Source organism: Micromonospora sp. LOL_023 (assembly GCF_048060115.1).
Lineage (GTDB): Bacteria > Actinomycetota > Actinomycetes > Mycobacteriales > Micromonosporaceae > Micromonospora_E.
In genome coordinates, this window is the sequence record NZ_JBHMIM010000004.1 from 141,102 (window position 1) to 165,910 (window position 24,809).

26 protein-coding genes are annotated in these 24,809 nt (G+C 71.3%); 11 read left to right on the forward strand and 15 right to left on the reverse strand.

The annotated features are described in order from the left end of the window. Positions 1-4 precede the first annotated feature (4 nt). The 6 genes from ACFHVL_RS03925 to ACFHVL_RS03950 form a co-directional block, all read right to left on the reverse strand. Positions 5-868: a lysophospholipid acyltransferase family protein gene (locus tag ACFHVL_RS03925; RefSeq protein ID WP_416625592.1), complete on the reverse strand. Its 864-nt coding sequence runs from the start codon at positions 866-868 to the stop codon at positions 5-7. Continuing rightward, positions 865-1,935 carry an NAD-dependent epimerase/dehydratase family protein gene (locus tag ACFHVL_RS03930; protein ID WP_416625593.1) on the reverse strand — a complete coding sequence of 357 codons (1,071 nt, stop codon included), beginning with the start codon at positions 1,933-1,935 and terminating at the stop codon, positions 865-867. The genes ACFHVL_RS03925 and ACFHVL_RS03930 overlap by 4 nt, the downstream gene beginning before the upstream one ends. Positions 1,936-2,002: 67 nt before the next feature. Then, entirely contained in the window at positions 2,003-2,104 is a 102-nt protein-coding gene (locus ACFHVL_RS03935) for a 30S ribosomal protein bS22 (protein ID WP_007465623.1), read from the reverse strand. Between the two features lie 282 nt (positions 2,105-2,386). Then, on the reverse strand, positions 2,387-2,599 hold the full coding sequence (locus ACFHVL_RS03940) for a helix-turn-helix domain-containing protein (RefSeq protein WP_416625595.1): 213 nt from the start codon (positions 2,597-2,599) through the stop codon (positions 2,387-2,389). A gap of 211 nt (positions 2,600-2,810) precedes the next feature. Beyond that, positions 2,811-4,565 (reverse strand): hypothetical protein, encoded by a 1,755-nt coding sequence (locus ACFHVL_RS03945; protein ID WP_416625597.1) that lies wholly within the window; start codon positions 4,563-4,565, stop codon positions 2,811-2,813. Between the two features lie 69 nt (positions 4,566-4,634). Next, on the reverse strand, positions 4,635-5,555 hold the full coding sequence (locus ACFHVL_RS03950; RefSeq protein ID WP_416625599.1) for a proline dehydrogenase family protein: 921 nt from the start codon (positions 5,553-5,555) through the stop codon (positions 4,635-4,637). 74 nt (positions 5,556-5,629) lie between these two features. On the opposite strand from ACFHVL_RS03950, the gene ACFHVL_RS03955 reads away from it, so the two are divergent. The 3 genes from ACFHVL_RS03955 to ACFHVL_RS03965 are packed head-to-tail and all read left to right on the forward strand — an operon-like array spanning position 5,630 to position 7,692. Beyond that, complete coding sequence (locus ACFHVL_RS03955) at positions 5,630-5,956, forward strand: hypothetical protein (RefSeq protein ID WP_416625601.1); 327 nt, start codon at positions 5,630-5,632, stop codon at positions 5,954-5,956. Between the two features lie 2 nt (positions 5,957-5,958). Further along, positions 5,959-7,125 (forward strand): glutathionylspermidine synthase family protein, encoded by a 1,167-nt coding sequence (locus tag ACFHVL_RS03960; protein WP_416625602.1) that lies wholly within the window; start codon positions 5,959-5,961, stop codon positions 7,123-7,125. 18 nt (positions 7,126-7,143) lie between these two features. Then, entirely contained in the window at positions 7,144-7,692 is a 549-nt protein-coding gene (locus ACFHVL_RS03965; protein ID WP_416625604.1) for a CGNR zinc finger domain-containing protein, read from the forward strand. A gap of 27 nt (positions 7,693-7,719) precedes the next feature. Here the strand turns inward: ACFHVL_RS03965 and ACFHVL_RS03970 are convergent, their stop codons facing one another. Both ACFHVL_RS03970 and ACFHVL_RS03975 read right to left on the reverse strand, forming a co-directional pair. Beyond that, complete coding sequence (locus ACFHVL_RS03970) at positions 7,720-8,559, reverse strand: sugar phosphate isomerase/epimerase family protein (RefSeq protein WP_416625605.1); 840 nt, start codon at positions 8,557-8,559, stop codon at positions 7,720-7,722. 169 nt (positions 8,560-8,728) lie between these two features. After that, positions 8,729-9,673 (reverse strand): Ppx/GppA phosphatase family protein, encoded by a 945-nt coding sequence (locus tag ACFHVL_RS03975; protein ID WP_416625607.1) that lies wholly within the window; start codon positions 9,671-9,673, stop codon positions 8,729-8,731. Positions 9,674-9,826: 153 nt separating this feature from the next. Here ACFHVL_RS03975 and ACFHVL_RS03980 point away from each other — a divergent pair, with 153 nt between their 5' ends. Beyond that, positions 9,827-10,666: a hypothetical protein gene (locus ACFHVL_RS03980; protein ID WP_416625609.1), complete on the forward strand. Its 840-nt coding sequence runs from the start codon at positions 9,827-9,829 to the stop codon at positions 10,664-10,666. A gap of 55 nt (positions 10,667-10,721) precedes the next feature. Here the strand turns inward: ACFHVL_RS03980 and ACFHVL_RS03985 are convergent, their stop codons facing one another. Together ACFHVL_RS03985 and ACFHVL_RS03990 are read right to left on the reverse strand one after the other, a co-directional pair. Then, positions 10,722-11,405 (reverse strand): winged helix-turn-helix domain-containing protein, encoded by a 684-nt coding sequence (locus tag ACFHVL_RS03985; RefSeq protein WP_416625611.1) that lies wholly within the window; start codon positions 11,403-11,405, stop codon positions 10,722-10,724. A gap of 33 nt (positions 11,406-11,438) precedes the next feature. Next, entirely contained in the window at positions 11,439-12,776 is a 1,338-nt protein-coding gene (locus ACFHVL_RS03990) for a sensor histidine kinase (RefSeq protein WP_416625612.1), read from the reverse strand. A 250-nt stretch (positions 12,777-13,026) separates the two neighbouring features. Between ACFHVL_RS03990 and phoU the strand changes: the two genes are divergently transcribed. Continuing rightward, positions 13,027-13,674, forward strand: coding sequence for a phosphate signaling complex protein PhoU (phoU, locus tag ACFHVL_RS03995; protein ID WP_416625614.1), 648 nt, complete (start codon positions 13,027-13,029; stop codon positions 13,672-13,674). Between the two features lie 139 nt (positions 13,675-13,813). Here the strand turns inward: phoU and ACFHVL_RS04000 are convergent, their stop codons facing one another. Continuing rightward, positions 13,814-14,572 carry a phosphoglyceromutase gene (locus ACFHVL_RS04000; protein ID WP_416625616.1) on the reverse strand — a complete coding sequence of 253 codons (759 nt, stop codon included), beginning with the start codon at positions 14,570-14,572 and terminating at the stop codon, positions 13,814-13,816. A 156-nt stretch (positions 14,573-14,728) separates the two neighbouring features. Here ACFHVL_RS04000 and ACFHVL_RS04005 point away from each other — a divergent pair, with 156 nt between their 5' ends. Continuing rightward, the gene (locus ACFHVL_RS04005; protein ID WP_416625617.1) at positions 14,729-16,105 is read left to right on the forward strand and encodes an MDR family MFS transporter; all 1,377 of its coding nucleotides are present in this window, start codon (positions 14,729-14,731) and stop codon (positions 16,103-16,105) included. A 322-nt stretch (positions 16,106-16,427) separates the two neighbouring features. Here ACFHVL_RS04005 and ACFHVL_RS04010 read toward each other — a convergent pair whose 3' ends face one another. After that, positions 16,428-16,760 carry a hypothetical protein gene (locus ACFHVL_RS04010; RefSeq protein WP_416625619.1) on the reverse strand — a complete coding sequence of 111 codons (333 nt, stop codon included), beginning with the start codon at positions 16,758-16,760 and terminating at the stop codon, positions 16,428-16,430. 22 nt (positions 16,761-16,782) lie between these two features. Between ACFHVL_RS04010 and ACFHVL_RS04015 the strand changes: the two genes are divergently transcribed. Further along, positions 16,783-17,457 carry a hypothetical protein gene (locus ACFHVL_RS04015; RefSeq protein WP_416625620.1) on the forward strand — a complete coding sequence of 225 codons (675 nt, stop codon included), beginning with the start codon at positions 16,783-16,785 and terminating at the stop codon, positions 17,455-17,457. A gap of 88 nt (positions 17,458-17,545) precedes the next feature. On the opposite strand, the gene ACFHVL_RS04020 is transcribed toward ACFHVL_RS04015, so the two are convergent. Beyond that, entirely contained in the window at positions 17,546-18,061 is a 516-nt protein-coding gene (locus tag ACFHVL_RS04020) for a YbjN domain-containing protein (RefSeq protein WP_416625622.1), read from the reverse strand. An 18-nt stretch (positions 18,062-18,079) separates the two neighbouring features. Continuing rightward, positions 18,080-19,453, reverse strand: a complete 1,374-nt coding sequence (mshA, locus tag ACFHVL_RS04025; RefSeq protein WP_416625686.1) for a D-inositol-3-phosphate glycosyltransferase — start codon at positions 19,451-19,453, stop codon at positions 18,080-18,082. A gap of 233 nt (positions 19,454-19,686) precedes the next feature. Between mshA and ACFHVL_RS04030 the strand changes: the two genes are divergently transcribed. Further along, positions 19,687-20,457, forward strand: a complete 771-nt coding sequence (locus ACFHVL_RS04030; protein ID WP_416625624.1) for an SDR family NAD(P)-dependent oxidoreductase — start codon at positions 19,687-19,689, stop codon at positions 20,455-20,457. Continuing rightward, the gene (locus tag ACFHVL_RS04035) at positions 20,454-21,257 is read left to right on the forward strand and encodes a class I SAM-dependent methyltransferase (RefSeq protein WP_416625626.1); all 804 of its coding nucleotides are present in this window, start codon (positions 20,454-20,456) and stop codon (positions 21,255-21,257) included. Before ACFHVL_RS04030 ends, ACFHVL_RS04035 begins: the two co-directional genes overlap by 4 nt. A gap of 21 nt (positions 21,258-21,278) precedes the next feature. Here ACFHVL_RS04035 and ACFHVL_RS04040 read toward each other — a convergent pair whose 3' ends face one another. Next, positions 21,279-22,406 carry a UDP-N-acetylmuramate dehydrogenase gene (locus tag ACFHVL_RS04040; protein ID WP_416625627.1) on the reverse strand — a complete coding sequence of 376 codons (1,128 nt, stop codon included), beginning with the start codon at positions 22,404-22,406 and terminating at the stop codon, positions 21,279-21,281. Between the two features lie 69 nt (positions 22,407-22,475). Between ACFHVL_RS04040 and ACFHVL_RS04045 the strand changes: the two genes are divergently transcribed. After that, on the forward strand, positions 22,476-23,237 hold the full coding sequence (locus tag ACFHVL_RS04045; RefSeq protein ID WP_416625628.1) for a maleylpyruvate isomerase family mycothiol-dependent enzyme: 762 nt from the start codon (positions 22,476-22,478) through the stop codon (positions 23,235-23,237). Between the two features lie 220 nt (positions 23,238-23,457). Further along, complete coding sequence (locus ACFHVL_RS04050; RefSeq protein ID WP_416625631.1) at positions 23,458-24,762, forward strand: ABC transporter substrate-binding protein; 1,305 nt, start codon at positions 23,458-23,460, stop codon at positions 24,760-24,762. Positions 24,763-24,809 lie beyond the last annotated feature (47 nt).

Here is a 24,809-nt window from a genome sequence, read left to right on the forward strand (position 1 = left end):
CGGTTCAGCGGCCGAACGGGTCCGGTCGACGCTCCAGTAGCCGGTGCAGCGCCTGCTGGATGGTCTCCCGCACCTGGTCGGCGAGGTTGAACACGACCAGCGGATCGTCGGCGTGGTCGGCGAGCTGGGTCGTCGGGATCGGCGGGCAGAACTCGATCAGCCACTTGCTGGGCAGCGGGACCAGGCCGAGCGGCCCCAGCAGCGGAAACGTCGGGGTCACCGGGAAGTAGGGCAGCCCGAGCAGCCTGGCGAGCGGGGCGACGTCGGCCAGCATCGGGTAGATCTCCTCGGCACCGACGATCGCCACCGGGATGATCGGAGCGCCGGTACGGATGGCCGCCGAGACGAACCCGCCTCGACCGAACCGCTGCAACTTGTAACGCTGCGAGTACGGCTTGCCGACTCCTTTGAAACCCTCCGGGAAGACGCTGACGAGTTCACCGCCGGTGAGCAGCCGTTCCGCGTCCGGGTTGCAGGCCATCGTGCCGCCGAGCTTGCGGGCCAGCTCGGACAGGAACGGCAGCCGGAGGACCAGGTCCGCGGTGAGCAGCCGCAGGTGCCGGTGCTCGGGGTGCTCGTCGTACAGGATCGCGGAGAGCACCATGGCGTCCAGCGCGACCGTGCCGGAGTGGTTGCCGACGACCAGCCCGGCGCTCTTCGACGGCACGTGCTCGACGCCGGAGATCTCGGTGCGGAACCAGTCCCGGTACAGCGCCCGGAGCACCGGCTGGAACACACTCTCGGTCAGCTCGGGATCGAACCCGAACTCGTCCACGTCGTACTGGCCGGCGAGCCGACGGCGCAGAAAGGCCAGGCCGGCGGCGACCCGCTGATCCCAGACGTCGCCTGGCGGATCGGACACGGTCATCCCGGCTCCCGCTGCTTGTCGTCGGCCAGTCCGTCGCGGACCCGGCGGATACCGGCCAGGATCGCCTGCTCGGCGGCGGCGAGCCGATCCGCGCCGAGCACCGCGCTGTCCGGGTGCGCCCGGCGGAAGTCGTCGAACGCGGCCGCCGTCGAACGCGGCACGAAGCCGAACTCGCGGGTCAGCCTGCTGATGTCGACCACCCGGCCATGGATGAACAGGTCGATCTGATCGAGCCCGTACCGGCCCACCCCGAACGTACGGGTGAAGCCCGCCGCCGTGGACAGCCCCGGCTCCAGCACTGGTACGGCGACCCGCCCGGCCCGACGGATCGCCTGAGAGAGGGTGAGCACCCCCGGCCCGGCGACGTTGTAGGTGCCCGGATGGTCCTCGACGACGGCCCGGTGCAGCACCTCCAGCGCGTCGTCGACGTGCACGAACTGCAGCCGCGGGTCGCGGCCGAAGACCGTCGGCACCAGCGGCTGGGAGAAGTAGCGGGTCAGACTGGTCTCGGCGGTCGAGCCGATGAACGGCGCGAAGCGCAGCACGGTCGCGGTGGTGTCCGGGCGGCGGCGGCGGAAGCCGCGCACGTACGCCTCGATGTCGAGGATGTCGCGGGCGAACCCACCGCGGGGCACCTCGCGCGGCTCGGTCTCCTCGGTGAAGACCGCCGGGTCGCGAAACGACGCACCGTACGCGGCCGTGGACGAGCGCACCACCAACTTGCGCAGCCGGGTCGCCTGCTGACAGGCGGCGAGCAGCTGCATGGTGCCGATGACGTTCTGTTCTTTCATCGCCGCGCGGCCGCCGTACTGCTGGTCGGGTCCGCTGACCACGGCCAGATGCACGACGGCTTCCGCGTCGACGTCCGCGATGATGCCACTGGCCGCACCGGCATCGGCGCGCACCTGGTCGACGTCACGCAGCAGTTCGGCGAGGGCCGACGACGGGATGGCCGAGTCCAGGCCGATGACCCGACCGACCCGAGGATCGGCGGCGAGCCGGCCGGCGACCCGGGCACCGATGAAACGGCTGGTCCCGGTGACCACGACGGTCGGGGACCTCACCATGCGGCCCTCCAAATGCCGGCGGGTGACCGGAGTACGAGTGAGCCGGGCAGATACCGCCCGGCTCCGGTCACTTGCCGAGACGTCGACGCTGGACGCGAGTCTTGCGCAACAGCTTGCGGTGCTTCTTCTTGGCCATACGCTTGCGGCGCTTCTTGACCACGGAGCCCATACGAAAGCCTTCCCAACGAACGTGCGGGTCGGTCCGTGGGCCGCGAGGGTGCGGCTGGCACATGGACCGAACTGGACAACCGACCGGCCGGCGGCGGGTTCACCAGCGCGAGGAATCACCCGCGGGCAGGTTCACCCGCACCAGGAAACGATCGCGCAACTTGCTCACCCACGCACACGACGGCACAGCCGGTGTCAAGCCTAGCCCGCGCGTGTCAGCGGCACCAACGCGGCCCCGGCGACGACCGGCTGCCACGCTGGTACCAGACCTTCGGCGATCCTGTCAGGCGGACTCCCGGAAGGCTCCGCGCAGATACTGGTGCACAGCGTGTTCCGGCACCCGGAACGACCTGCCGACGCGCACCGCGGAGAGTTCACCTGAGTGCACTAGTCGATAGACAGTCATCTTGGACACCCGCATCACCTTCGCCACCTCGGCGACGGTGAGGAACTTGACCTCCGACAACCTGCCCTCGGACTGTGGTGATCCTGCCATGGTTCACCAACCCATCCCATTCCCCGGCGCGTGCCGCCCGGCGGGACCGTTCCGCGCCGCGACGGGCAACGCACGTGTTACCAGTACCGTAACGGGGCAACTGTGACCGGCGCGATCCGTTCCGTCATTTGATCGTGCCGGACGGCGGTCGGCACCCGTACGGGCGACCGGGCCACGACCGCACCGGCAGCGGACCGGCCGGGTCCGGCACTCAGCCCGCGGCCCGCCGCACGTAGTCGACACAGGCCTGGTGCAGCCCCTCCCAGGGCTCGCCGAACTGCAGCCGGGCAGCCTCGTCGAGGTCCAGACCGTCGTGCACCACCGAGCGGAAAAAGGCCATCGTACGTTCTTCGCCGAACCGGTCCACCAGATGCCGTACCGCCAGATAACCCACCCCGTAGCCGGCGCTGACCTGCCAGTTCTGCGCATCGACGGTCGGCTCGACGCTGTCGAGCGGCCCCTGCCAGTCCTGCTCCAGCACCAGCCGGCGAACGTTGGCCAGTCCTTCGTACCGGACCACCGGGCGCCCACCGGACGCAGCGTGTTCCGCCAGGCCTTCGATCAACCACCAGGCGGCGCGCTCTCGGTTGCCGCCGTCGGGCAGCGACGCGGCGTGGGTCAACTCGTGGCGCAGCAGGTCGGGGCGGAGGGCGTCACGCAGGTTGGTGCCGTTGAGCACTATCTCGTAGTGCCCGCCGCCGATCGCGACCGCGTACCCGGCAGTCCATTGAGGTCGGTCACCGCCGTACCAGCGGAGCCACTCGTCGGCGCCGGCGTAGAAGATCCGGTAGCGGTCCGGAGCGTCCCCGGCCATCGCGTACCGGTCGGCGACGGCCGCCGCGTCCTCGGCGTCGCGCAGCAGCCCCGGCAGCAGATCCCGGTACGCCGCCGTGGTGGCCACCAGCGTCCGGTTACCGGTCGCGACCACCAACTCGCTGACCTCCCACGGCCGGGGCCCGTCCTGCAGCGTCAGCGACGGCTCGACGGCGACCAGGCGCAGTCGCTGGCCGTCGGTGCTCCACCGCTGGCCGACCACCACCGGGCTGGTCCGGCAGGAGGGCACGACGAAGCAGTGCTGATAGCTGACCAGCAACCGCCACTGCGTACCGGTCTGCTGCGAATCGCCCGGTTGCCCGGTCGTCGGGGCCGGCGGCACACCGACAGTCGCGGTCGGCGTCGCGGTCGGCGTCGGCGTCGGCGTCTGGGCGTAGCCGGCCGGTGCCGCGACCACCCCGGGGGTGGGTGACGCGGTGGGTCCGGACGTTGCCGTCGGCGACGGAGGCACCGGCGCCGAGGTCGGGCGGGGGATGCCGGTGGTGGCAGCCGGGTCGAAGACGGTCGGCATCGTGCTGATCGACGGCTGCCAGGCGGTCACCTGCATGGCCCGCAGGGTCCGGAACTGCCGGGCCAAGTCTTCGCGGGCCACCGATCCCGGCTCGGCGACGGCCAGGAAACCCCGTTCGTCACCGGCCAGCAGCGCCGCCGCCTGCTGGTCCAGCAGCGCCGCGATCTGGGTACGCAGCCACGCCTGGGTGACCTCCGGGGGGTCGCCGGGCAGCGGACTGGCCACCGGACCGGTCGACGCGGGCACCAGTGGCGTCACCGCCGGTGGATCCGGCATCGGCAACCGGTCGACCAGCGCCACCGCGCCGACCACCGGCGCGGCACAGAACAGCAGCGTGGCGACCACCGCGAGGATCGGCCAAACCGACCAACGACGGTCGTCCGACCGTCGGCCCACCACCGGGGTCGGCTCCCGCACCACGGGAGTCGGCGCAGGCTCCGCCAGCACGGACGGCACGGACGGCGCAGGCTCCGCCGGCTCCGCCGGCACGGACGGCGCAGGCTCCGCCGGCACGGACTCCGGCTCGGCCGGCACGGACGGACCTGGCTCTCCGGCAGCCGTCGGCTCAGGCTTCGCCGGGTCGGGCCGCTCGGTCGGCTCGGGATCCTGCCGGTCGGTCACGCGCCGAATGATACGGGTGAGCTGATCTCCACGATCGGGCCCGGGGTTGCGTCGATGCCCGGTGCCAGCTCAGTTGCGCGAACGCAACGCCCGGCCGAGGAAGGCCACGTTCGCCGGGCGTTCCGCGAGGCGGCGCATCAGGTAGCCGTACCAGTCCGTGCCGTAGGGCAGGTAGACCCGTACGGTGTAGCCCTTTTCGGCGAGCCGCTGCTGCTCGGCTGGCCGGACCCCGTACAGCATCTGGAACTCGAACTCCTCCGGCGCCCGGTCGAACCAGCGGGCGCGGTCCTCGGCGATCGCGATCAGCCGCGGATCGTGCGACGCGACCATCGGGTAGCCCGGGCCGGAGAAGAGGATGTTCATGCAGCGTACGAAGGACTTGTCGACGTCGATCGCGGACTGGTAGGCGACCGACTCCGGCTCGGCGTACGCACCTTTGCACAGCCGGACCCGCGACCCGAGGGTGGCCAGCTCCCGGCAGTCCGCCTCGGTCCGCCGCAGGTACGCCTGCAGCACCGCACCCGTGTCAGGATGATCCACCCGCAGCGTCTGCAGCACATCCAGCGTCGAGTCGGTGGTGGTGTGGTCCTCCATGTCGAGGGTCACGGTGCAGCCGACAGCCGACGCGGCGACACAGATGGCCAGCGCATGGTCGGTCGCGGCCTTGTCTTCGAAGCGCTGCCCGAGCGCCGAGAGCTTGAGACTGACGTCGGCTCCGGTGGCCAGCCCGGCCCGGTCCAACGCGTCGAGCAGGGCGAGGTACTCGGCGCGTACCGCGCTGGCCTGCTCCGGGGTGGTGGTGTCCTCGCCCAGATGGTCGACGCTGATCGTCAGACCCGCGCCGGCCAACTCTGCGCCGGCGCTCAGCGCCTCGTCGATCGTGGTGCCACCGACGAACCGACGGACGATGTCACGACTCAGTGGGGTGGTGGCGACCAGCCGTTCGATCGCGGTCGACCGGGACGCGGCGAGGATGACCGAGCGAAGCATAGGGCGAGAGTAACCCCCGCTGCCTCGTCGGACCCGACCAGCGCTCAAGGCCCGGGCGCGGCGGGGGTGCGCGAGTGAGCTACAACAATGCCGTGGACCAGATTTTTCCCCGCCGGCTCAGATCCGCCAGCGTCCAGCTCGGTGCGCTCACCGCGCTGGCGCTCACGCTCAGCGGGTGCAACATGGTTTCCGACGACGACTGCGACGACGACCGGTCGATGGGCCCCGGTGCCTCCGGCGGCGGCACCGCCGTGGTGGCGATGGCGGTGCCCGGGGCGCGGGCCGGCTCCGCTGGGATGGTGACCGGCGGCGCGGCCGCGGCCGACGGAACCGCCGGTGCCGGCGCGACCGTGCCGGACCGGGGTGGCTTCGGCACGCACCTCGCTTCCTGCGGCGGCTGACGTTGCGCCGCGAAACCTGCCGACCCCGACCGGACTGGGACGCCACGGTACGGGCGCAGGGCCTGGTGTACGTCGACACCGAGCTGCCCGGCGGCAGCGTCATGTCGTACTGGGACGAGACCGCCTGCTACGCGCTGGACCTGCCGGAGGTGCTGCGCCTGGAGGAGGCGACCGAGGAACTGCACCGAATGACGGTGGCCGCCGCCGAGTACGTTGTGACGCACCGGCGGTACGCCGACTTCGGCCTACCGGCCTGGGCCGTCGACGCGGTCGCCCGGTCGTTGCGTGAGCAGCCGCCCTCCCTGTACGGCCGGTTCGACCTCTGGTACGACGGCTCCTGGCCGCCGAAACTGCTCGAGTACAACGCGGACACCCCGACCGCGCTGGTCGAGGCGGCGATCGTGCAGTGGTACTGGCTGGAGGAGACCCGGCCGCACCTCGACCAGTGGAACAGCCTGCACGAACGGCTGGTGGCGGGATGGGCGCAGATCAAGGCCGGGATGTACCACCCGACGCTGCACGTGGCCTGGTCGAGCGAGGAGGACTCCGGCGAGGATCTGATGACCGCCGGCTACCTGGCCGAGACCGCCCGTCAGGCCGGGCTGACCGCGCGGTTGCTGCCGATGCTGGACATCGGCTGGGACGGCCGACGGTTCGTCGACGCGGCCGATCAGCCGATCACCACCTGCTTCAAGCTCTACCCGTGGGAGTGGATGCTGGCTGAACCGTACGGCCGGTTGGCGCTCGAACCCGGCACCCCGACCACCTGGATCGAGCCGGCCTGGAAGCTGTTGCTGTCGAACAAGGCGCTGCTGGCGGTGCTCTGGGAGCTGTTCCCCGACCACCCGTACCTGCTGCCGGCGTACCTGGACGGGCCGCGTGACATGCCGGAGTACGTCGCCAAGCCGCTGCTGGGCCGGGAAGGCGCGTCGGTGCGGATCGTGACTGCCGCCGGGGAAATCGACAGCCCAGGTGACTACGGAGCCGAAGGCTGGTGTTACCAACAGTTCCGGGCGCTGCCCGCTTTCGACGGCAACCACCTGGTGCTGGGCAGTTGGGTGGTGGCGGGTGAGTCCGCCGGCGCCGGGTTGCGGGAGAGTAGCGGTCTGATAACCGATGGGTACGCACGTTTCCTGCCGCACTACGTGGCGGCCCAACTGAGCGGCTGAATCGTCTACGGTTGTCGGGTGGACTTCGACGCCTACGCGCGGACCGCAGTTGATCTGGTCAATTCCCCGCTGGCCGACCTCGACGACCTGAAGGCGCTGTTCCACGGCGAACACGTCTGGATGCTGGACGAGGTCGGGGACCGCGACGTGGCCATCTTCCGGCGGGCCGCCAAACGGCTGCGGGACGTCTTCGAGTACGGCACCACCGGCCGCGACGCGCAGGCGGTCGCCGAGCTGAACTCGCTGCTGGAGGCGTTCCCGGTGCAGCCCAGGATCTCCGGCCACGACTCCAACGACTGGCACATGCACGTGACCAGTCGCGGCGCGTCGGTGAGTTCTGAGTACCTGGCCGGTGCGGTGTGGGGGCTGTCCGTCTGGTTGTGCGAGTACGGCAGTTCCCGGTTCGGGGTCTGCGCCGACGCCCGGTGCGGAAACGTCTACCTGGACACGTCGTCGAACTGCTGCCGGCGCTTCTGTTCCGAGCGGTGCGCGACCCGGTCGCACGTGGCGGCGCATCGGGCCCGCAAGCGCGCGGCGATCGACAATCCGCTGCTGACCGTCTCCTGAGGCCGCCCCGGGCCGGGCCGGTCGGTTTCAGGTGGCCGGTCGGTCGGCGATCGCCGACCGCTCGCTGCCCTCGCCAACTCCCGCCGCGAGGTGCCGACGGGCGAACTCCAGCGCCTCACGCAGGTCTGCTTCCCGCACCGGACGGCTGCGGGCGCCCCGGGTGTTGACCTCGACGGCGACCGCGCCGCGGAAGCCGCGCCGGGCCAGTGAGTCGAGCAGTTCCCCGCAGGGCTGGTTGCCCCGGCCGGGGACCAGATGCTCGTCGCGGCCGAGCCCGCTGCCGTCGCCGAGGTGCACGTGCTCCAACCCGCCGGCCATCGTGTCGGCGAGCGTGAGCGCGTCGGCCCGGCTGGCCGCGCAGTGCGACAGGTCGAGGGTGTACGCGTCGTAGCCCACGGCGGTCGGATCCCAGCCGGGCTGGTACGGGACGAACTCGCGGCCGGCCATGCGTACCGGGAACATGTTCTCCACCGCGAACCGCAGGTCCGGGTGGGCACGTTGCAGGGTCCGCAGGCCTTCGGTGAAGGTACGGGCGTAGTCACGCTGCCAGCTGAACGGCGGGTGCACCACGACGGTGGGCGCACCCAGGGTCTCGGCGAGCACGGCGGACCTCCGTAGCCGTTCCCACGGATCCGCACTCCATACCCGTTGGGTGACGAGCAGGCACGGGGCGTGCACGGCGAGCACCGGCACGCCGTAGTGCGCGGTGAGACCCTTCAGCGCACCGGCGTCCTGGCTGACCGCGTCGGTCCAGACCATCACCTCGATGCCGTCGTAGCCGAGCGCGGCGGCCAGTTCGAAGGCGGCTGCCGTCGGCTCGGGGAAGACCGAAGAGCTGGAGAGCAACACGGGTACCGCGGAGGTCACGTCGCCCAGCCTAGCCCGGCTCGCCGAACCCCGCCGATCAGCGACCCCACCCACCCCCCGGCACCGCCCCAAGATCCCGACGATCTTGCACTTATCGATGGACAAATCAGGCAAATGTTGTCGATAACTGCAAGATCGTCGCGAGGGGGTGGGGTGGGGAGGGGTCGGGTCAGGTGGGGTCGAGGTGGGCCATCCGGCGCAGGATGACACCTTCACGCAGCGCCCACGGGCAGATGTCCAGCTTCTCGATGCCCAGGTGCCGCATCACCGACTCGGCCACCACCGCCCCCGCCAGCAACTGATGCCCACGGCTGGCGCTGACTCCTTCGAGCTCATGCAGCTCCGCCGGCGGGATGTGCCGGATGAATCCGGTCACCTGCCGCAGGCCGGTACGGGTGAGCCGACGCGGTGCCCACAGCCCGGCACCCGACGGCGCTGCCCCGGCCAGCCGGGCCAACGTCCGGAACGTCTTCGACGTGCCGACCGCCCGATCCCAGCCCTGCGCCTGCAACTGCGGGACGAGCGGCTGCACCTGGGCGTCGACGTACTCCCGCAGCTCGGTGACGCACTGCGCCACCGGCGGGCTGGCGGTGAACGGGGTGAGGCCGAGCCGCTCCCGGGTCAACCGGCCGGCCCCCAGCGGCAACGACTGGGCCAGGTGCGGCTCCTCGTCCACCCCGGCCGCCAGCTCCAGCGACCCACCGCCGATGTCGAGAACCAGCAGTCGGCCGGCGGACCAGCCGAACCAGCGGCGGACCGCCAGGAACGTCATCCGGGCCTCGGCGGCGCCGGAGAGCACCTGCAGGTGCACCCCGGTCTCGGCACGAACCCGGGCCAGCACCTGTGCCGAGTTCGTGGCATCGCGGACCGCCGAGGTGGCGAAGGCGATCAGCTCGTTGGTCTGCCAGTGGTTGGCGGCGGCCCGCGCCGCGGTGACCGCCTCGACCAGCGCGTCCGCTCCGGCGTCGGTCAGCGCGCCGTCCGGACCGATCTGCTCGGCGAGCCGCAGCAGCGACTTCTCCGAATGCGCCGGCCACGGATGGGCACCGGGGTGTGCGTCCACCACGAGCAGGTGCACGGTGTTGGAGCCCACGTCGAGCACGCCCAGTCGCATGTGATCACCCTAGGCCAACCCGGCGGGCCGGCTGCCCCGACCGCCCACCGGCCGACCACCGCTTGCCCGCCGGCCACCGCTTGCCCGCCGGCCACCGGCCCGCCGGCCACCGCTTGCCCGGCCCGTACCTGGTGGCAGGCGTACGCTGACCTGGTGGCACGTCGCGACGAGCTCCGGATTCTGGTCGAGCAACCGGACGACCCCCGTAGCCGGGAGGTCGAACTCGACTTTCCCCGGGAGTGGATCGAGTTCGTCGACCCGGCTGACGCCAAGCATCTGATCCGGGCCGACCTGACCTGGTTGCTGTCCCGCTGGACGTGCGTGTTCGGGCAGTCCTGCCACGGCATCATCGCCGGGCGGGCCGCCGACGGGTGCTGCTCACACGGCGCGTTCTTCACCGACTCCGACGACGAGGAGCGGGTGAAGGCGGCGGCGAAGCGGCTGACCCCGCAGACCTGGCAGCACTACCGGCGGGGATTCAAGAACTACACCGAGATGGACAGCATCGACGGCAACAATCCGGCCCGGCGCACCGCCACCCAGTCTGCCGACGGGCCGTGCGTCTTCCACAACGACGCTGACTTCCCCGGGGGTGGTGGCTGCGCGCTGCACGCCCAGGCGCTACGCGACGGGGTACATCCGCTGGAGTACAAACCGGACGTCTGCTGGCAGCTGCCGATCCGCCGTGACCAGGAGTGGACCAAACGCCCGGACGACAGCAAGATGCTGGTTTCCACGCTGACCGAGTTCGACCGGCGCGGCTGGGGCGCCGGCGGGCACGACCTGCACTGGTGGTGCACCTCGTCGCCGGACGCGCACGTCGGCACCGAACCGATGTACCTGTCGTACGAGCCGGAGCTGACCGCGCTGATCGGCACGGCGGCGTACGCCCGGCTGGCCGAGTTGTGCGCGGCCCGCGCCCGCCGTGGCCTGGTGGCGGCACATCCGGCGACGCCGCGACGCCGACCGCCGACCGCCCGACGGGCGGACTGATCAGGACCCGCGGCGGGCCGGACCGACCCAGGGCGTGCCGGGCGGTACGCCCGGATCAGGGCTCGAACTTGTAGCCCAGCCCGCGCACGGTGACGATGTAGCGCGGCGCGGACGGCTCCGGCTCGATCTTGGAGCGCAGCCGCTTGACGTGCACGTCGAGCGTCTTGGTGTCGCCTACGTAGTCCGCGCCCCACACCCGGTCGATCAGCTGCCCCCGGGTAAGCACCCGACCGGCGTTGCGCAGCAGCAGCTCGAGCAGCTCGAACTCCTTCAGCGGCAGCTGCACCGACCCACCGGCGACGGTGACGACGTGCCGTTCGACGTCCATCCGGACCGGGCCGGCGCTCAACGTCGGGGTGGTCGGCTCGGCCACCTCGGTGCTCTGCCGGCGCAGCACGGCCCGGATCCGGGCGACCAGTTCGCGTGGCGAGTACGGCTTGGTGACGTAGTCGTCGGCACCGATCTCCAGCCCGACCACCTTGTCGATCTCACTGTCCCGGGCGGTGACCATGATGATCGGCACCCGGGAGCGTTGGCGCAGTTCCCGGCAGACCTCGGTGCCGGACATCTCCGGCAGCATCAGGTCGAGCAGCACGATGTCCGCGCCGGTCCGGTCGAACTCGGTGAGCGCCACCGTGCCGGTCGGCGCCACCGACACCTCGAATCCCTCTTTGCGCAGCATGTAGGAGAGCGCGTCGGAAAACGACTCTTCATCCTCGACCACGAGTACCCGGGCCACCTGATTTTCCTTCCCTATGTCCGGCCTGATCGCTCAGACCTGCGAAGACGTGGCCGGACCAGCCTCGATCTCAACCGATTCGGGCAACGGCAGGGCTTCGTCCGGCGGGCTGGCAGGCAACCGCAGGGTGAACGTCGACCCGCCACCAAGCGTGCTTGACACATCCACCCGACCGCCATGGTTCGTGGCGATGTGTTTCACGATGGCGAGGCCGAGTCCGGTGCCGCCGGTGGTCCGCGAGCGCGCCTGGTCGGCCCGGTAGAACCGTTCGAAGATCCGGTCGACCTCGTCGGGGGCGATTCCGATGCCCTGGTCGGTCACGGCGATGCCGACGTACTCATCGTCGCGGTCCACGGTCACGGTGACCCGGGTGCCTTCGCCGGAGTACGCGACCGCGTTCTCCACCAGGTTGGCCACCGCGGTGGCGATCTGGCTGTCGCTGCCGTAGACCGTCACCCCGCGTTCCCCGGCCACCACCACCTCGATCTTGCGGGCGGCGGCGGTGGTCCGGGTCCGGTCGACGACCTCGGCGAGAACCCAGTCGACGGCGAGCGGATCCGGGGCCGGCAGCGGTTCGGCACCCTGTAGCCGGGTGAGTTCCAGCAGTTCGTTGACGAGCCGACCGAGCCGGGTCGACTCGTGCTGGATCCGTTCGGCGAAGCGGCGGGCAGCTGCCACGTCCTCGGACGGGTCGGGGCCGCCGGCGGACGCCCCGGCGATGGCGCTGTCCGGATCGGTGGCGTCCAGCAACGCCTCGGCCAGTAGTTGCAGCGCGCCGATCGGCGTCTTCAGCTCGTGGCTGACGTTGGCGACGAAGTCCCGGCGTACCCGGGCCACCCGGTGCGACTCGGTCACGTCGGCGGCTTCGATCGCGACGTGGTTGCCGCTGAGTCCGACGGCGCGCAGGTGTACGCCGAGCGGGTCCTGGGTGCCGCCTTCCCTGCCCCGGGGCAGGTCCAGCTCGACCTCGCGGCGCACCCCGGTGCGCCGGACCTGTCCGGCGAGGGTACGGATGATCGGGTGGGCGGCGATGCTGCCCGGGGTTGACCCGGCCCGGAGCATGCCCATCGCCCGGGCCGCCGGATTGACCAGCACCGGCACGTCGCTGGCGTCGAGGACCACCACCCCGACGCGCAGCGAGTCGATGCTCTTGCGGGCCAGGGCGTCCAGGAGGCCGCGCTGCGGTGCCGGCGGGGCGGTGTCGTTCGCGACGATCGATGGCCTCCTGTCGCTGGGCGTGCGCTGACCGCTGCCGCCTCGCGCGGCAGCGGATGCCAGATGTCGTGCCCGGGCTCGCGCCAGGAGCAGCCCGGCGACGAGCCCGCCGCCGGTGCCGACGGCCGTGCCGCCGGCCAGAACCGCCCAATCCACGGGGCGATCGTAGAGTCATTGTTAACCTGACCGGCCACCGGAACAGGACATTTGCCACCGCGATCGCCAGATGTTCACATTGAATCCGAGCTTCGTTCACCGCAGTTCATCTGGCCGCCCCGCAGCCGCCCTACCGTGTGGGCGACACCGGCCGGCCCGGCAGGGTCGATCCGCCACCACCGGCGGGGGCCGAAGCACCACCGGCGGGGGCCGAGCCGGCCCCTGGCCACGACGACGACGGAAGGTCACCATGCGCGAGGAGTTCCAGGCCGAGCTGCAGGAGATCAGCGACCTGCTGGTATCGACGGCCGAAGCGGCCCGGATCGCGCTGCGGCGGGCGACCGGAGCGCTGCTCAAGGCCGACCGCGAGGCCGGCGAGCTGGTGCTGGTCAGTGATGCCGAGATCGACGCGTTGTACCGCACCGTCGAGGAGAAGGTCAGCGACCTGCTGGCCCGACAGGCACCCGTCGCCTCCGACCTGCGGATGGCGATCACCGCGCTGCACGTGGCGTCCGGGCTGGAGCGGATGGGTGACCTGGCCGACCACGTCGCCAAGACCGCGCTACGCCGGCACCCGTCGCCGGCCGTGCCGGCCGAGCTGCGCGACGTCTTCGACGAGATGGCGCAGGTCGCCGACCGGATGATCGCCAAGGTGATCGAGGTACTGCGGACGCCGAACGCGGAGACCGCCGCCGAGCTGGACGGCGACGACGACGCCATGGACGACCTGCACAGCAAGCTGTTCCGGATCCTGCTGAGCAAGGACTGGCCGTACGGCGCGGAGACCGCGATCGACGGTGCCCTGCTGGGCCGGTTCTACGAGCGGTACGCCGACCACGCGGTCAACGCCGGTCGGCGGGTCGTCTACCACGTGACCGGGGTCAACCCGGCCGGGTGACCAGCTGACCGGCCGTCCAACCCGCCGCTCGCGGCACCGACGGTGCCTGCTCCTGGCTGGCCCGCCGGCCGATCGGCCAGCCAGGTGGGACGCGGCTTCCGGCGGTACGGCACCCGGCCGTACCGCCCGAAGCCTGCCGTCAGCGGCCCTGGTTGGCGACTGCGGCGGCTGCCGCCGCGGCGGCGTCCGGGTCGAGGTAGTCGCCGCCCGGGTTGATCGGACGCAGCGCACCGTCGAGGTCGTAGCGCAGCGGGATGCCGGTCGGGATGTTCAGCTTGGCGATCGCCTCGTCGGAGATCCCGTCCAGGTGCTTGACCAGCGCCCGCAGCGAGTTGCCGTGCGCGGCGACCAGCACCTGCCGCCCGTCGAGCAGGTCCGGCACGATCTCGTCGTACCAGTACGGCAGCATCCGGTCCACCACGTCGGCCAGGCATTCGGTGCGTGGCATCAGCTCTGGTGGCAGTGCCCGGTAGCGGGCCTCGCCGACCTGCGACCAGTCGTCGTCGTCGGCGATCGGCGGCGGTGGCGTGTCGTAGGAGCGACGCCAGAGCATGAACTGCTCCTCGCCGTACTCCTCGAGGGTCTGCTTCTTGTTCTTGCCCTGCAGCGCGCCGTAGTGCCGCTCGTTGAGCCGCCACGACCTGCGGACCGGGATCCAGCCCCGGTCGGCGGTGTGCAGCGCCAGCTCGCTGGTACGGATGGCCCGCCGCAGCACGCTCGTGTGCACGATGTCGGGCAGCACGTTGTGCTGGGCCAGCAGCTCACCGCCGCGCCGGGCCTCGGTCTCGCCCTTGGCGGTCAGGTCCACGTCGACCCAACCGGTGAAGAGGTTCTTCGCGTTCCACTCGCTTTCTCCGTGCCGGAGCAGCACCAGTGTCCCCACAGTCATGCCGTCCATCCTGCCGGACCAGGCGCGGGCGGATGCACGGGCCCGACGACGATCGGCCGCGGGTGACGACCGCCACGCCGAAATTCGCCTGCCCGGTCGACCCGCCCACCACTACGGTGTAAGGCACAAGCCTGACATCGGATCATTACTTGCACGGGGGTCGGGGTGCGGGGAGCACGGGCATGGCTACGGCAGACCACCGGCGGCCTGCCGACCACCTTCTGGTACCTGTGGACCGGCAGCCTGATCAACCGGCTCGGTTCGTTCGTCGTGATCTTCCTGGCCATCTATCTGACCGCCGGACGCGGCCTGTCCGGGGCGCAGGCCGGTCTGGTGCTCGGTGCCTGGGGTGCCGGCGGAGCCGTCGGCACCCTGCTCGGCGGGACCCTCGCCGACCGTTGGGGCCGCCGCCCGACGTTGCTCACCGGGCAGGTGGGCGCAGCCACCATGCTGATCGTCCTCGGGTTGGCCGACCGGTGGTGGCTGCTCCTGGTGGGTGCCGCGCTGCTCGGCCTGTTCAACGAGGGCACCCGGCCGGCGTACGGGGCGATGATGATCGACGTGGTCCCGGCCGCCGACCGGCTGCGGGCCTTCTCGCTCAACTACTGGGCGATCAACCTGGGGTACGCCTTCGCGGCGGTGCTCGCCGGACTCGCCGCGCAGGTCGACTACTTCCTGCTGTTCGCCGTGAACGCGAGCACCACTCTGGCCACCGCCGCGCTCGTCTTCGTCAAGATCGGCGAGACCAGGCCGGCGACCAGGCCGGCGGCACCGCTGGACGCGGCCGTGGTCGCGGCCCGCCCGGCCGGGTTGCTGACGGTCGTCGGCGACCGGGTCTTCCTCGGCTTCGTCGGGCTCAACGTCCTGCTGGCCATGGTGTTCATGCAGCACGGCGCGATGTTGCCGATCGCGATGGCCGACGACGGGCTCTCGCCCACCACGTTCGGCATGGTGATGGCGCTCAACGGCGTACTGATCGTGGTCGGGCAGCTCTTCGTGCCCCGGCTGATCGCCGGTCGCAACCGGTCGCACGTACTGGCTCTGGCTGCGGTGATCGTCGGGGTCGGCTTCGGCCTGACCGCCGTCGCCGACGTCGCCTGGCTGTACGCGGTGACAGTGCTGATCTGGACCGCCGGTGAGATGCTCAACTCGCCGTCGAACGCCACGCTGATCGCCGAGCTGACCCCGGCCGCGCTGCGCGGCCGCTATCAGGGGGTCTTCTCGCTGTCCTGGTCGGTCGCCGCCTTCGCCGCGCCGATCACCGGCGGCTTCGTCTGGCAGTACGCGGGAAACACCGCGCTGTGGCTCGGCTGTGCCGCGATCGGCGGGGTGGTCGCGGTGGGTCAGTTGATTGCCGGTCCGGCCCGGGAACGGCGGGCCGCCGAGTTGCGGGCGGCCGCCTCGGTCGCGACGCCGCCGGCCACATCCCGGCCGGCGCCGCCGGCCGGGTGGGCGCAGCCGGAATCCCAGCCGGCTCGACTGGACGAGTCCCCTGCGGCCGCTGGCGCCGGCGGCTCAGCGGTCGTCGCCGGGCAGCGGTAGTCACCGGACCAGAGAACGGATAACCGGCGGCGGGGAGCGACACTCACCCCCGTAAGCGTCGCTCCCACTCACCGCCGGTCTCGGGTGGCGCCGTCCCCCAACGGCCCAATGCCACCTGTATCCCGACACGTCGTCGCCCGGACATCCGAACCGAACCGGTCCGGCGGCCCCCAGCCATTCTCCGGGCTCGGCGCGTACGACAACCGTAGTTCTTGGCGCTTCCTACTCACAAGCCAGTTCAGTTGTACCGCCAATCACACAATTCGGTACGCGGACGGGTTTAGGCCGCCGCCGACCTCAATGAGTAACGAACGTGACACACTCAGGCATCCTCGCGATCGGGCGATTCGAGCCGGAAGAAATTGCTCGGCGTGCCGTCCGTACGCTGTTCCTGATAGATGAAATTCAGTCGGCGAATATCAAAGGTGCCGAACCACTCATCCCAGGAGATATGCCGCAGATTCGCGCCCCCATAGCCGGGGAAGTCGATCCGCAGCACACTAGGCCGGCCGTCGCGGGGAGTGCCGACCGTGGCAGGGGTGCCGCCACGGGCCTGCGCCCACTGCCGAATCACCTGATGGTCGGTGGTCACCAGGCTGCGCCCGGCCCGCTCGGCGTGCTGGTCCGCACGGTCGATACGTTGCGCGTACTTCAACGAACGCGACGAGGAAGACCCGGTGCGGACGCCGCCACCACCGGCCCCGCTGGCCCGCGAGCCACCACCACCGCCGGAACCAGCGGTGCTCTTGCGGTCCGACCCGGTGGATCTGCGGGTACTGGCCGAGGTGCTTTTGCGGGCACCACCGGCAGCGCTCTTACGGGCACTTTCCGAGGCGGACTTTCGCGCGCTGGCCGAAGGGCTCCGGCGGGCACCGGCCGGTGTGCTCTTGGGGGCCGGCCCGGTGGATCGCCGGGCGCTCGACGCGGCGCTCTTGCGGGTGCTACCGGTAGCACTCTTGCGGGCCGATCCGGCGCTCTTGCGGGCCGGGCTGCTGCCGGTACGGGAGTTGGGCGAGCCGGCCTTCGGCCGCGACGCCTGCTGGGCCCGAGCCGGCGTGCCTCGGCGCATCGCCCGGGCCAGCGACTTGATCAGGTCCGGCTTACGCAGGTTGGACGTGCCGGTCACGCCACGCTTGCGCAACTCGCCACGCAGATCCTCCACCCGCAACTCGGCGAGGTCTGCCTCCCGGATGCTGCCACCCGCCCGGTTGATGATCGCGGTCGCCGAGCGGGACCCGGAGCCGCGGGTCGAGCTGGCCCGCGCCGAACCGGCGCTACGGCTGGACCGGTTCTGCCCGTTCGACCTCGGTCCGTTCGATGCGGAACTCCGGCGCCGGGTGCTGGTCTGTTGAGGCATGTCTGCTCACTCCCTTGACAGTGTCCTGTGGGGGGCAGCGGGCGACGATTGCGCCACCATGCGAGCAGTACCCTACTGGTTCTCTACAAACCTGGATCTTTCGTCGGATTGTCGCCGAAAAGGTGCGCGAATGCTTGAAGGTTGGCCAGCGATTCACCCCGTTTCACCCGCCATTCCCACTCGCGACGGATCGCCGTACCGAAGCCGATCTCCAGCATCGTGTCGAACGACTCGTCGGCGTAGGTCAGCACCGAGCCGAGAATTCGGTCGAGTTCGTCCTCGTTCACTCCGGCCAGTCCCACCCTGCCGGTGAGATAGATGTCGCCAACCACGTCGATCGAAAACGCTACGCCGTACATTCGCGCGTTGCGCCGCAGCAGCCACGTCCACAACTCGGTACGGCGTTCATCGGGTTGGCGCATCACGAACGCCTCCACCCGCAATGCGTGCTCACCGACGATCAGGTTGCACACCGTCTTGAGTTTGTGCGTGCCCGGCAACGTCACCGCGTACGAGTATTCGCCGGTACCCTCCCAGGCCAGTTCGCGGTCGGCGCAGACCGTCTCGATCAGCGCGCCCACTTCGCCCCGCCTGTTCATGGTCCTCCGGTCGGTCGGTCAGCGGATGCTCGCCGACAGCGCGTCGGCGTCGCGGCACATCCCGGCGGCCACCGTCCGGCGGTACGCGCACACCGCCTCACCGTAGACGGCGAGCAGCCCTTCCGCAGTGCGCGTCCAGGAGAACTGCCGTGCGTGAGCCACCGCGCCCTGGCCGAGCCGCCGCAGCAGACCTGGTGCGGCGAGCAGGCCGCCGAGGGCCCGGCCCCATTCGTCCGGGTCGTGCCCGTCGACCAGCATTCCGCTGTACCCGTCGCGGACCGCCGTGACCAGACCGCCGACGGCGGCGGCCAGCACCGGCGTACCGCAGGCCTGGGCCTCCAGGGCGACCAGGCCGAACGACTCGTTGTACGACGGCACCGCGACCAGGTCCGCGGCCCGGAACAGGGCCGGCAGGGCGTCGCCGCGCAGCGGCGGCAGGAACCGCACCAGGTCGTCGACGCGCAACGCCTTCGCCAGGTCGATCAAGGCACCCGGCTGATCCAGCCCGGTGCCACTGGGCCCACCGGCGATCACCACGGTCAGGTCGGCGACCGCGTCGGGATCCCGGCCACGCAGCGCGGCCACCGCCCGCAGCAGCACGTCCGGCGCCTTCAACGGCTGGATCCGGCCGACGAACGCCACCAACCGCCCGCCCGGTGGCAGGCCGAACCGCTGCCGGGCGGCGGCCCGCTCCGCGTCCGCCCGGCCGGGCGCGGCCGGCCGAAACCGGTCCAGGTCGACCCCGGGCTCGACGACGCTCACCCGGTCGCCGCTGGCGCCGTACCAGTCGATCAGCTCACCCGCCTCGGTCCGGGTGTTCGCCACCAAATGGTCGGCCTCGGCGACGACCTGTTCCTCGCCGACGATCCGGGACGCCGGCTCCGGACGGTCACCGGTCGCCAACCGGGCGTTCTTCACCTTGGCGAGCGTGTGCGCGGTGTGCACCAACGGCACGCCCCAGCGGTCCTTGGCCAGCCAGCCGACCTGCCCGGAGAGCCAGTAGTGCGAGTGGATCAGATCGTAGTAGCCGGGTGCCCGCGCCGCCTCGGCCCGCAGCACGCCGGCGGTGAAGGCGCACAGCTGTGCCGGCAGGTCCTCCTTCGGCAGCGGTTCCAGCGGCCCGGAGGCCACCTGGCGGACCCGCACCCCGGGCGACATCTCCACCACCGGTGGTACGCCTCCGGCGGTCGCCCGGGTGAAGATCTCCACCTCGACGCCGGCTTCGGCGAGCCGACGGGACACTTCGACGATGTAGACGTTCATCCCGCCGGCGTCGCCGGTGCCCGGTTGGTCCAGCGGGGAGGTGTGCACCGACAGCGTCGCCACCCGGCGGGGAATCGGTAGCGGCCGTTCCTCGGCCTCGCTGACCTCGCCCACCTGCACCACGTCCACTCCCTCTGCCACCCTTGGTGACCAGCCGCCAATCGCCAGGAACCACGACGACCTGCCACATCTTCCCCGTCCAGGCAGAGGCATGCCTCACTCCGCCGCCCCGGGGTGATCAACCTCTCGCCAGCCGCCCCGCGTCGCCGCAGGTCAGCACTGCGCGGTCGGCGCAGGCCGGTCACCACGTCGCGGCGGACACCGTGGCGATCGCCGCGGGACCGCTGCGGGACAATGGCCGGATGAAGCCGATTGCCATCGTGACCGGAGCGTCCAGCGGGATCGGTGCCGCGACCGCCCGCCGGTTGGCCACCGAGGGTTTCCACGTGGTCGCCGCCGCCCGCCGCGCCGACCGCCTCGCCGAGCTGGTGACCGCGATCCGCGACGCCGACGGCACCGCCACCGCCGTGGGCTGCGACGTCACCGACGACGCCTCGGTCGCCGCGTTGGCCCGCCGCGTCGACGACCTGCCGGGTGCGGCGACCCTGCTGGTCAACAACGCCGGCGGGGCGCGCGGACTGGACCCGGTCGAGTCCGGGTCGGTGGCCGACTGGCGGTGGATGTACGAGGTGAACGTGCTCGGCACGCTGCGGGTCACCCAGGCCCTGCTGCCCGCGCTGCAGGCCAGCGGCGCCGGCACCGTGCTGGTGATCGGCTCGACCGCCGGTCAGGTCGTCTACGAGGGCGGCGGCGGCTACACGGCCGCCAAGCACGGGCAGACCGCGCTGGCCGAGACGCTGCGGCTGGAGCTGTGCGGCCGGCCGGTACGGGTGGTCGAGATCGACCCGGGGATGGTCCGCACCGACGAGTTCGGCCTGGTGCGGTTCGGCGGCGACGCCGCGCGTGCCGACGCCGTCTACGCGGGGGTGGCGCAGCCGCTGGTAGCTGATGACATCGCCGACTGTGTCGCCTGGTGCGCGACCCGCCCGCAGCACGTCAACGTCGATCGGTTGGTGGTCCGCCCGTTGGCGCAGGCCGCCCAGCACAAGGTGCACCGGGCGCAGTCGGGGTGAGTCCGCGCCGGCCGCTGGGGGTGGTCACCCGGGGCACCACCGCGCCGAATCGGCTGCGTCGGGCCGACCGGTGGATCGCGTACCGCTGCGGGCCGGCGCTGACCGCCGCCGCCGACCCCCTCGTCGTCGACCTCGGTTTCGGAGCCACTCCAGTGACCACAGTAGAGCTCTTGCGGCGGCTACGGGCAGCGGTGCGACCGGATCTGCGGGTGGTCGGGCTGGAGATCGACCCGGTGCGGGTCGCCGAGGCGGCGCCGGCCGCCGCACCGCCGGCGCTGACCTTCGCCCGAGGTGGGTTCGAATTGGCCGGACTGCGGCCGGTGCTGGTCCGCGCGTTCAACGTGCTGCGCCAGTACGCCGAGGACGACGTCGCCGCCGGATGGGCGACGATGCGGGCCGCGCTGGCACCGGGCGGGCTACTGGTCGAGGGGACCTGCGACGAGTTGGGCCGGATCGCCTCCTGGGTGCTGTTGGACGCCGCCGGCCCGGTGTCGTTGACCCTGGCCGCCCGGCTGACCACCCTGGCCGACCCGGACGGCGCCGGGCCGGCGGTGCTCGCCGAACGGCTGCCGAAGGCGTTGATCCACCGCAACGTGCCCGGTGAGCCGGTGCACTCGCTGCTGCGGGCCCTCGACGACGGCTGGCAGGCGGCGGCCGGCTATGCCCCGTACGGGCCACGGCAGCGGTGGCTGCGGGCGGTGTCGGCGGTCCGCGACAGCGGCTGGCCGGTGTACGACCGGCCGGCCCGCTGGCGGCTCGGCGAGCTGACCGTGCCCTGGTCGGCGGTCGCCCCGACCTAGCCTGGTCGGCGGTCGCCCCGGTCAGTCGAAGGTGCAGCCCACCAGCACCGGCTCCGGGTGCAGCGAGACGCCGAACCGGGCACGCACCCCGTCGCGGATGGTCCGGGCCAGCTCCAGTAGCTCAGCGGTGCTGCCGCCACCCCGATGGGTGAGCGCCAGGGTGTGTCTGCTCGAGATGGCCACCGGCGTGTCCAACCCTGGGTAGCCCTTGCCGAAGCCGCCCTTGTCGATCAGCCAGGCGGCGCTGACCTTCAGCGACCCGGTCCCCCCAGCGGTGACCGGCCAGGTCGGCGGGTCGCCGACACCGGCGGCGGCGACCCGCGCCCGGAACGCCTCCGCGGCGTCGGCGTCCAGCACCGGGTTCATGAAGAACGAGCCGACCGAGCAGGTGTCGGGGTCGGTCGGGTCGAGCACCATTCCCTTGCCGGCCCGTAGCCGTAGCACCGCCGCCCGCGCGTCGGCCAGCGGCACCCGGTCACCGGTGGCGACGCCGACGGCGTGGGCGAGTTCGGCGTACCGGATCGGGGTGGACAGTTCGCTGCGCACGAGCCGGAAGTCGACCGCGAGCATCAGGTAGCGGTCGTTGCGCTTGAACAGGCTTTCCCGGTACGCGAACCGGCAGTCGGCGGCGGGCAGCGCGTGCCGCTCGCCGGTGAGCCGGTCGTACACGTGCACCGTCGCGACGGTCTCGGCGACTTCCTGGCCGTACGCGCCGACGTTCTGGATCGGGGTGGCGCCGGCCGAGCCGGGAATGCCGGACAGACATTCCACGCCGGACCAACCGGCGGCGACGGTGGCCGCGACCAGGTCGTCCCACGGCTCGCCGGCCTGCACCCGGATGGTGACAGTGGCCGGCTCACCGGCGGCGGCCGGCTCCTCGGCGATCACCTGGAATCCGCGGGAGCGGACCAGGACCGCGGTGCCGGGAAAGCCGTCGTCGCCGATGACGACGTTGCTGCCGCCGCCGAGCAGCAGGATCGGCTCGTGGTGCCGGCCGGCGGCGCGCACGGCGGCGACGAGCTCGTCGGCGGTGCTCGCCTCGACCAGTCGGTCGGCCGGCCCGCCGAGGCCGAGCGTGGTATAGCGTGCCAACGGCGCAACGGCCGTCGGGTCTTCAGCAGATGGCGCGTGGGCACTAACGTCGGGCACGCCCTTCACCCTAGGCTGGAATGCACCTGCGGCATGCCACCGGCCGTCGGCTCGACCTGGAGGATCGCGATGAGCAGACTGCACGGCTCCAAGGATTTCTGGCTCGGCGCGCTGCGCACGGAGGGTCCGATGTTCCGGGCCGCGATCGCCGAGGCGCCGCTGGACTCGCCGGTGCCGTCCTGCCCGGACTGGACGGTCGTCGATCTGGTGCACCATCTCGGTGCCGTCTACGCCTGGGTGCGCGAGTCGGTGGCACGTGGCGTCACCGAGCCACCCGCCGGGGGTTCCGACATGACCGGCCGGCCCGGCGGCGACGAGGCTGTCGCCTGGTGGCAGCAGGAGTTCGACGCGCTGCTCACCCTGCTGGACGGGCTCGATCCGGAGATGCCGGCGTGGAACTGGGCGCCGCAGGCCAAGAAGGCGGGGTTCTGGTCGCGGCGGATGGCACACGAGACCGCGGTGCACCGGTGGGACGCGCAGATGGCGATCGCCTCGGTGGAGCCGGTGGAGGCGAAACTGGCCGCCGACGGCGTCAGCGAGGTGCTCGACAGTTGGCTGCCGGCCGGGCGCCGCCGGGCGCCGAAAGCGGCGTACGGGGTGGTGCATCTGGTCGCCACCGACGCGGAGCAGGAGTGGTACGTCCGGTTGCGCGGCGAGGGCATGGCGTTGCTGGACACCGACACGATCCTCGACTCCGACGACCATCACACCCGCGCTGTGGCCACCGGCACCGCCAGTGATCTGTTGCTCTGCCTGTACGGCCGGGTGGATTTCGAGGTGCTGGGCACCTCCGGCGACACCGCTCTGCTCGACTCCCTGCTCGTCGGCTGACCTACCTCCCGGCTCGGGGCGGTAGGTAACACGCCGGCAACTTTCTGAGAGCGCTCTCTTGACATGAGACGGACTGAGGTCCCACTCTCGTGAGAGCGCTCTCACGGTTTCCCACGGGACCTGTACCGGGCACCCCGCCGGATTTGCGGCGAGAGCGAAGTGCCACCACACCACGCTGTTTCCGCACCCCACCATGCCTGGACCTGAGAGGGGTCAATCCATGGGCGTAAATTCACGCCGCCGGTTGGTCACCGCGACCGCCGCAGCGGTCACCGTGCTCGTCGCCGCCACCGGCTGCGGCGGCGACGATGCCGCCGACGACGGCACCATCACCCTCACCGTCGATGTCTTCGGTCAGTTCGGCTACGAAGAGCTCTACCAGCAGTACGAGGCGGAGAACCCCGGCATCAAGATCGTCGAACGGGGCACCGGCACCAACCTCGACGAGTACTCCCCCAAGCTGACCCAGTGGCTGGCCGCCGGCAAGGGAGCCGGCGACATCGTCGCCATCGAAGAGGGACTGCTGGTCGAGTACAAGGCCAACCCGCAGAACTTCGTCAACCTGCTCGAGTACGGCGCGGCCGAGCTCGAAGGCAACTTCATGCCCTGGAAGTGGGACCAGGCGCTGACCGCCGACGGCAGCCAGCTGATCGGGCTCGGCACCGACGTCGGCGGCATGGCGATGTGCTACCGCACCGACCTGTTCGAAGCCGCCGGGCTGCCCACCGACCGCGACGAGGTCTCCGCGCTCTGGCCGACCTGGGACGACTACATCACCGTCGGCGAGCAGTTCGTCGCCGCCAACACCGGGGCGTCGTTCCTCGACGCGGCCACCAACACGTTCAACACGATCGTGCTGCAGACCGCCGGCGCCGCCGACGGCTACCACTACTACGACCTGGCCGACAACCTCGTCGTGGACACCAACCCGGCCGTCAAGCAGGCCTGGGACATCACCATGGACATCATCGACTCGAACCTGTCCGGCAAGTACGGCGCCTGGTCCGACGAATGGGTCTCCGCGTTCAAGCAGGCCAAGTTCGCCACCATCGCCTGCCCGGCCTGGATGACCGGGGTCATCGAGGGCAACGCCGGCCCGGAGGCGGCCGGAAAGTGGGACATCGCCCAGGTGCCCGGCGACGGCGGCAACTGGGGCGGGTCGCACCTGGCGGTGCCGGCACAGAGCGAGCACCCGGAAGAGGCGGCCGAGCTGCTGAAGTTCCTGACCAGCCCGGAAGGCCACATCGCGGCGTTCGAGGCCAAGGGACCGCTGCCGTCGTCGCCGCAGGCGCTGGAGGACCCGGCGATCACCGAGTCGACCAACGCGTACTTCAGTGACGCACCGGTCGGACAGATCTTCGGCGAGGGCGCGCTGAGCCTCAAGCCGGTCTACATGGGGCCGAAGAACCAGGCGGTCCGGACCGAGGTGGAGAACGCCGTGCGGACCGTCGAGCTGGGTCAGCGTACCGCCGAGACCGGCTGGGCCGACGCGGTGAGCAACGCCAAGACGGCGGCCGAGAAGTGACCGCGGGCCGGGTGGCGCCGGCGGACGAGGCGGCGGACGCGGCGGAC

Bases quoted from the DNA above. Each gene is read 5' to 3' on its own strand.
- phoU (WP_416625614.1), top strand. From the start codon at position 13,027: ATGCGCGAGGAGTTCCAGGCCGAGCTGCAGGAGATCAGCGACCTGCTG.
- ACFHVL_RS03975 (WP_416625607.1), bottom strand. From the start codon at position 9,673: ATGCGACTGGGCGTGCTCGACGTGGGCTCCAACACCGTGCACCTGCTC.
- ACFHVL_RS03930 (WP_416625593.1), bottom strand. From the start codon at position 1,935: ATGGTGAGGTCCCCGACCGTCGTGGTCACCGGGACCAGCCGTTTCATC.
- ACFHVL_RS03950 (WP_416625599.1), bottom strand. From the start codon at position 5,555: ATGCTTCGCTCGGTCATCCTCGCCGCGTCCCGGTCGACCGCGATCGAA.
- ACFHVL_RS04000 (WP_416625616.1), bottom strand. From the start codon at position 14,572: ATGGACGGCATGACTGTGGGGACACTGGTGCTGCTCCGGCACGGAGAA.
- ACFHVL_RS04020 (WP_416625622.1), bottom strand. From the start codon at position 18,061: ATGAACAGGCGGGGCGAAGTGGGCGCGCTGATCGAGACGGTCTGCGCC.
- ACFHVL_RS04045 (WP_416625628.1), top strand. From the start codon at position 22,476: ATGAGCAGACTGCACGGCTCCAAGGATTTCTGGCTCGGCGCGCTGCGC.
- ACFHVL_RS03940 (WP_416625595.1), bottom strand. From the start codon at position 2,599: ATGGCAGGATCACCACAGTCCGAGGGCAGGTTGTCGGAGGTCAAGTTC.
- ACFHVL_RS03935 (WP_007465623.1), bottom strand. From the start codon at position 2,104: ATGGGCTCCGTGGTCAAGAAGCGCCGCAAGCGTATGGCCAAGAAGAAG.
- ACFHVL_RS04050 (WP_416625631.1), top strand. From the start codon at position 23,458: ATGGGCGTAAATTCACGCCGCCGGTTGGTCACCGCGACCGCCGCAGCG.
- ACFHVL_RS03925 (WP_416625592.1), bottom strand. From the start codon at position 868: ATGACCGTGTCCGATCCGCCAGGCGACGTCTGGGATCAGCGGGTCGCC.
- ACFHVL_RS04030 (WP_416625624.1), top strand. From the start codon at position 19,687: ATGAAGCCGATTGCCATCGTGACCGGAGCGTCCAGCGGGATCGGTGCC.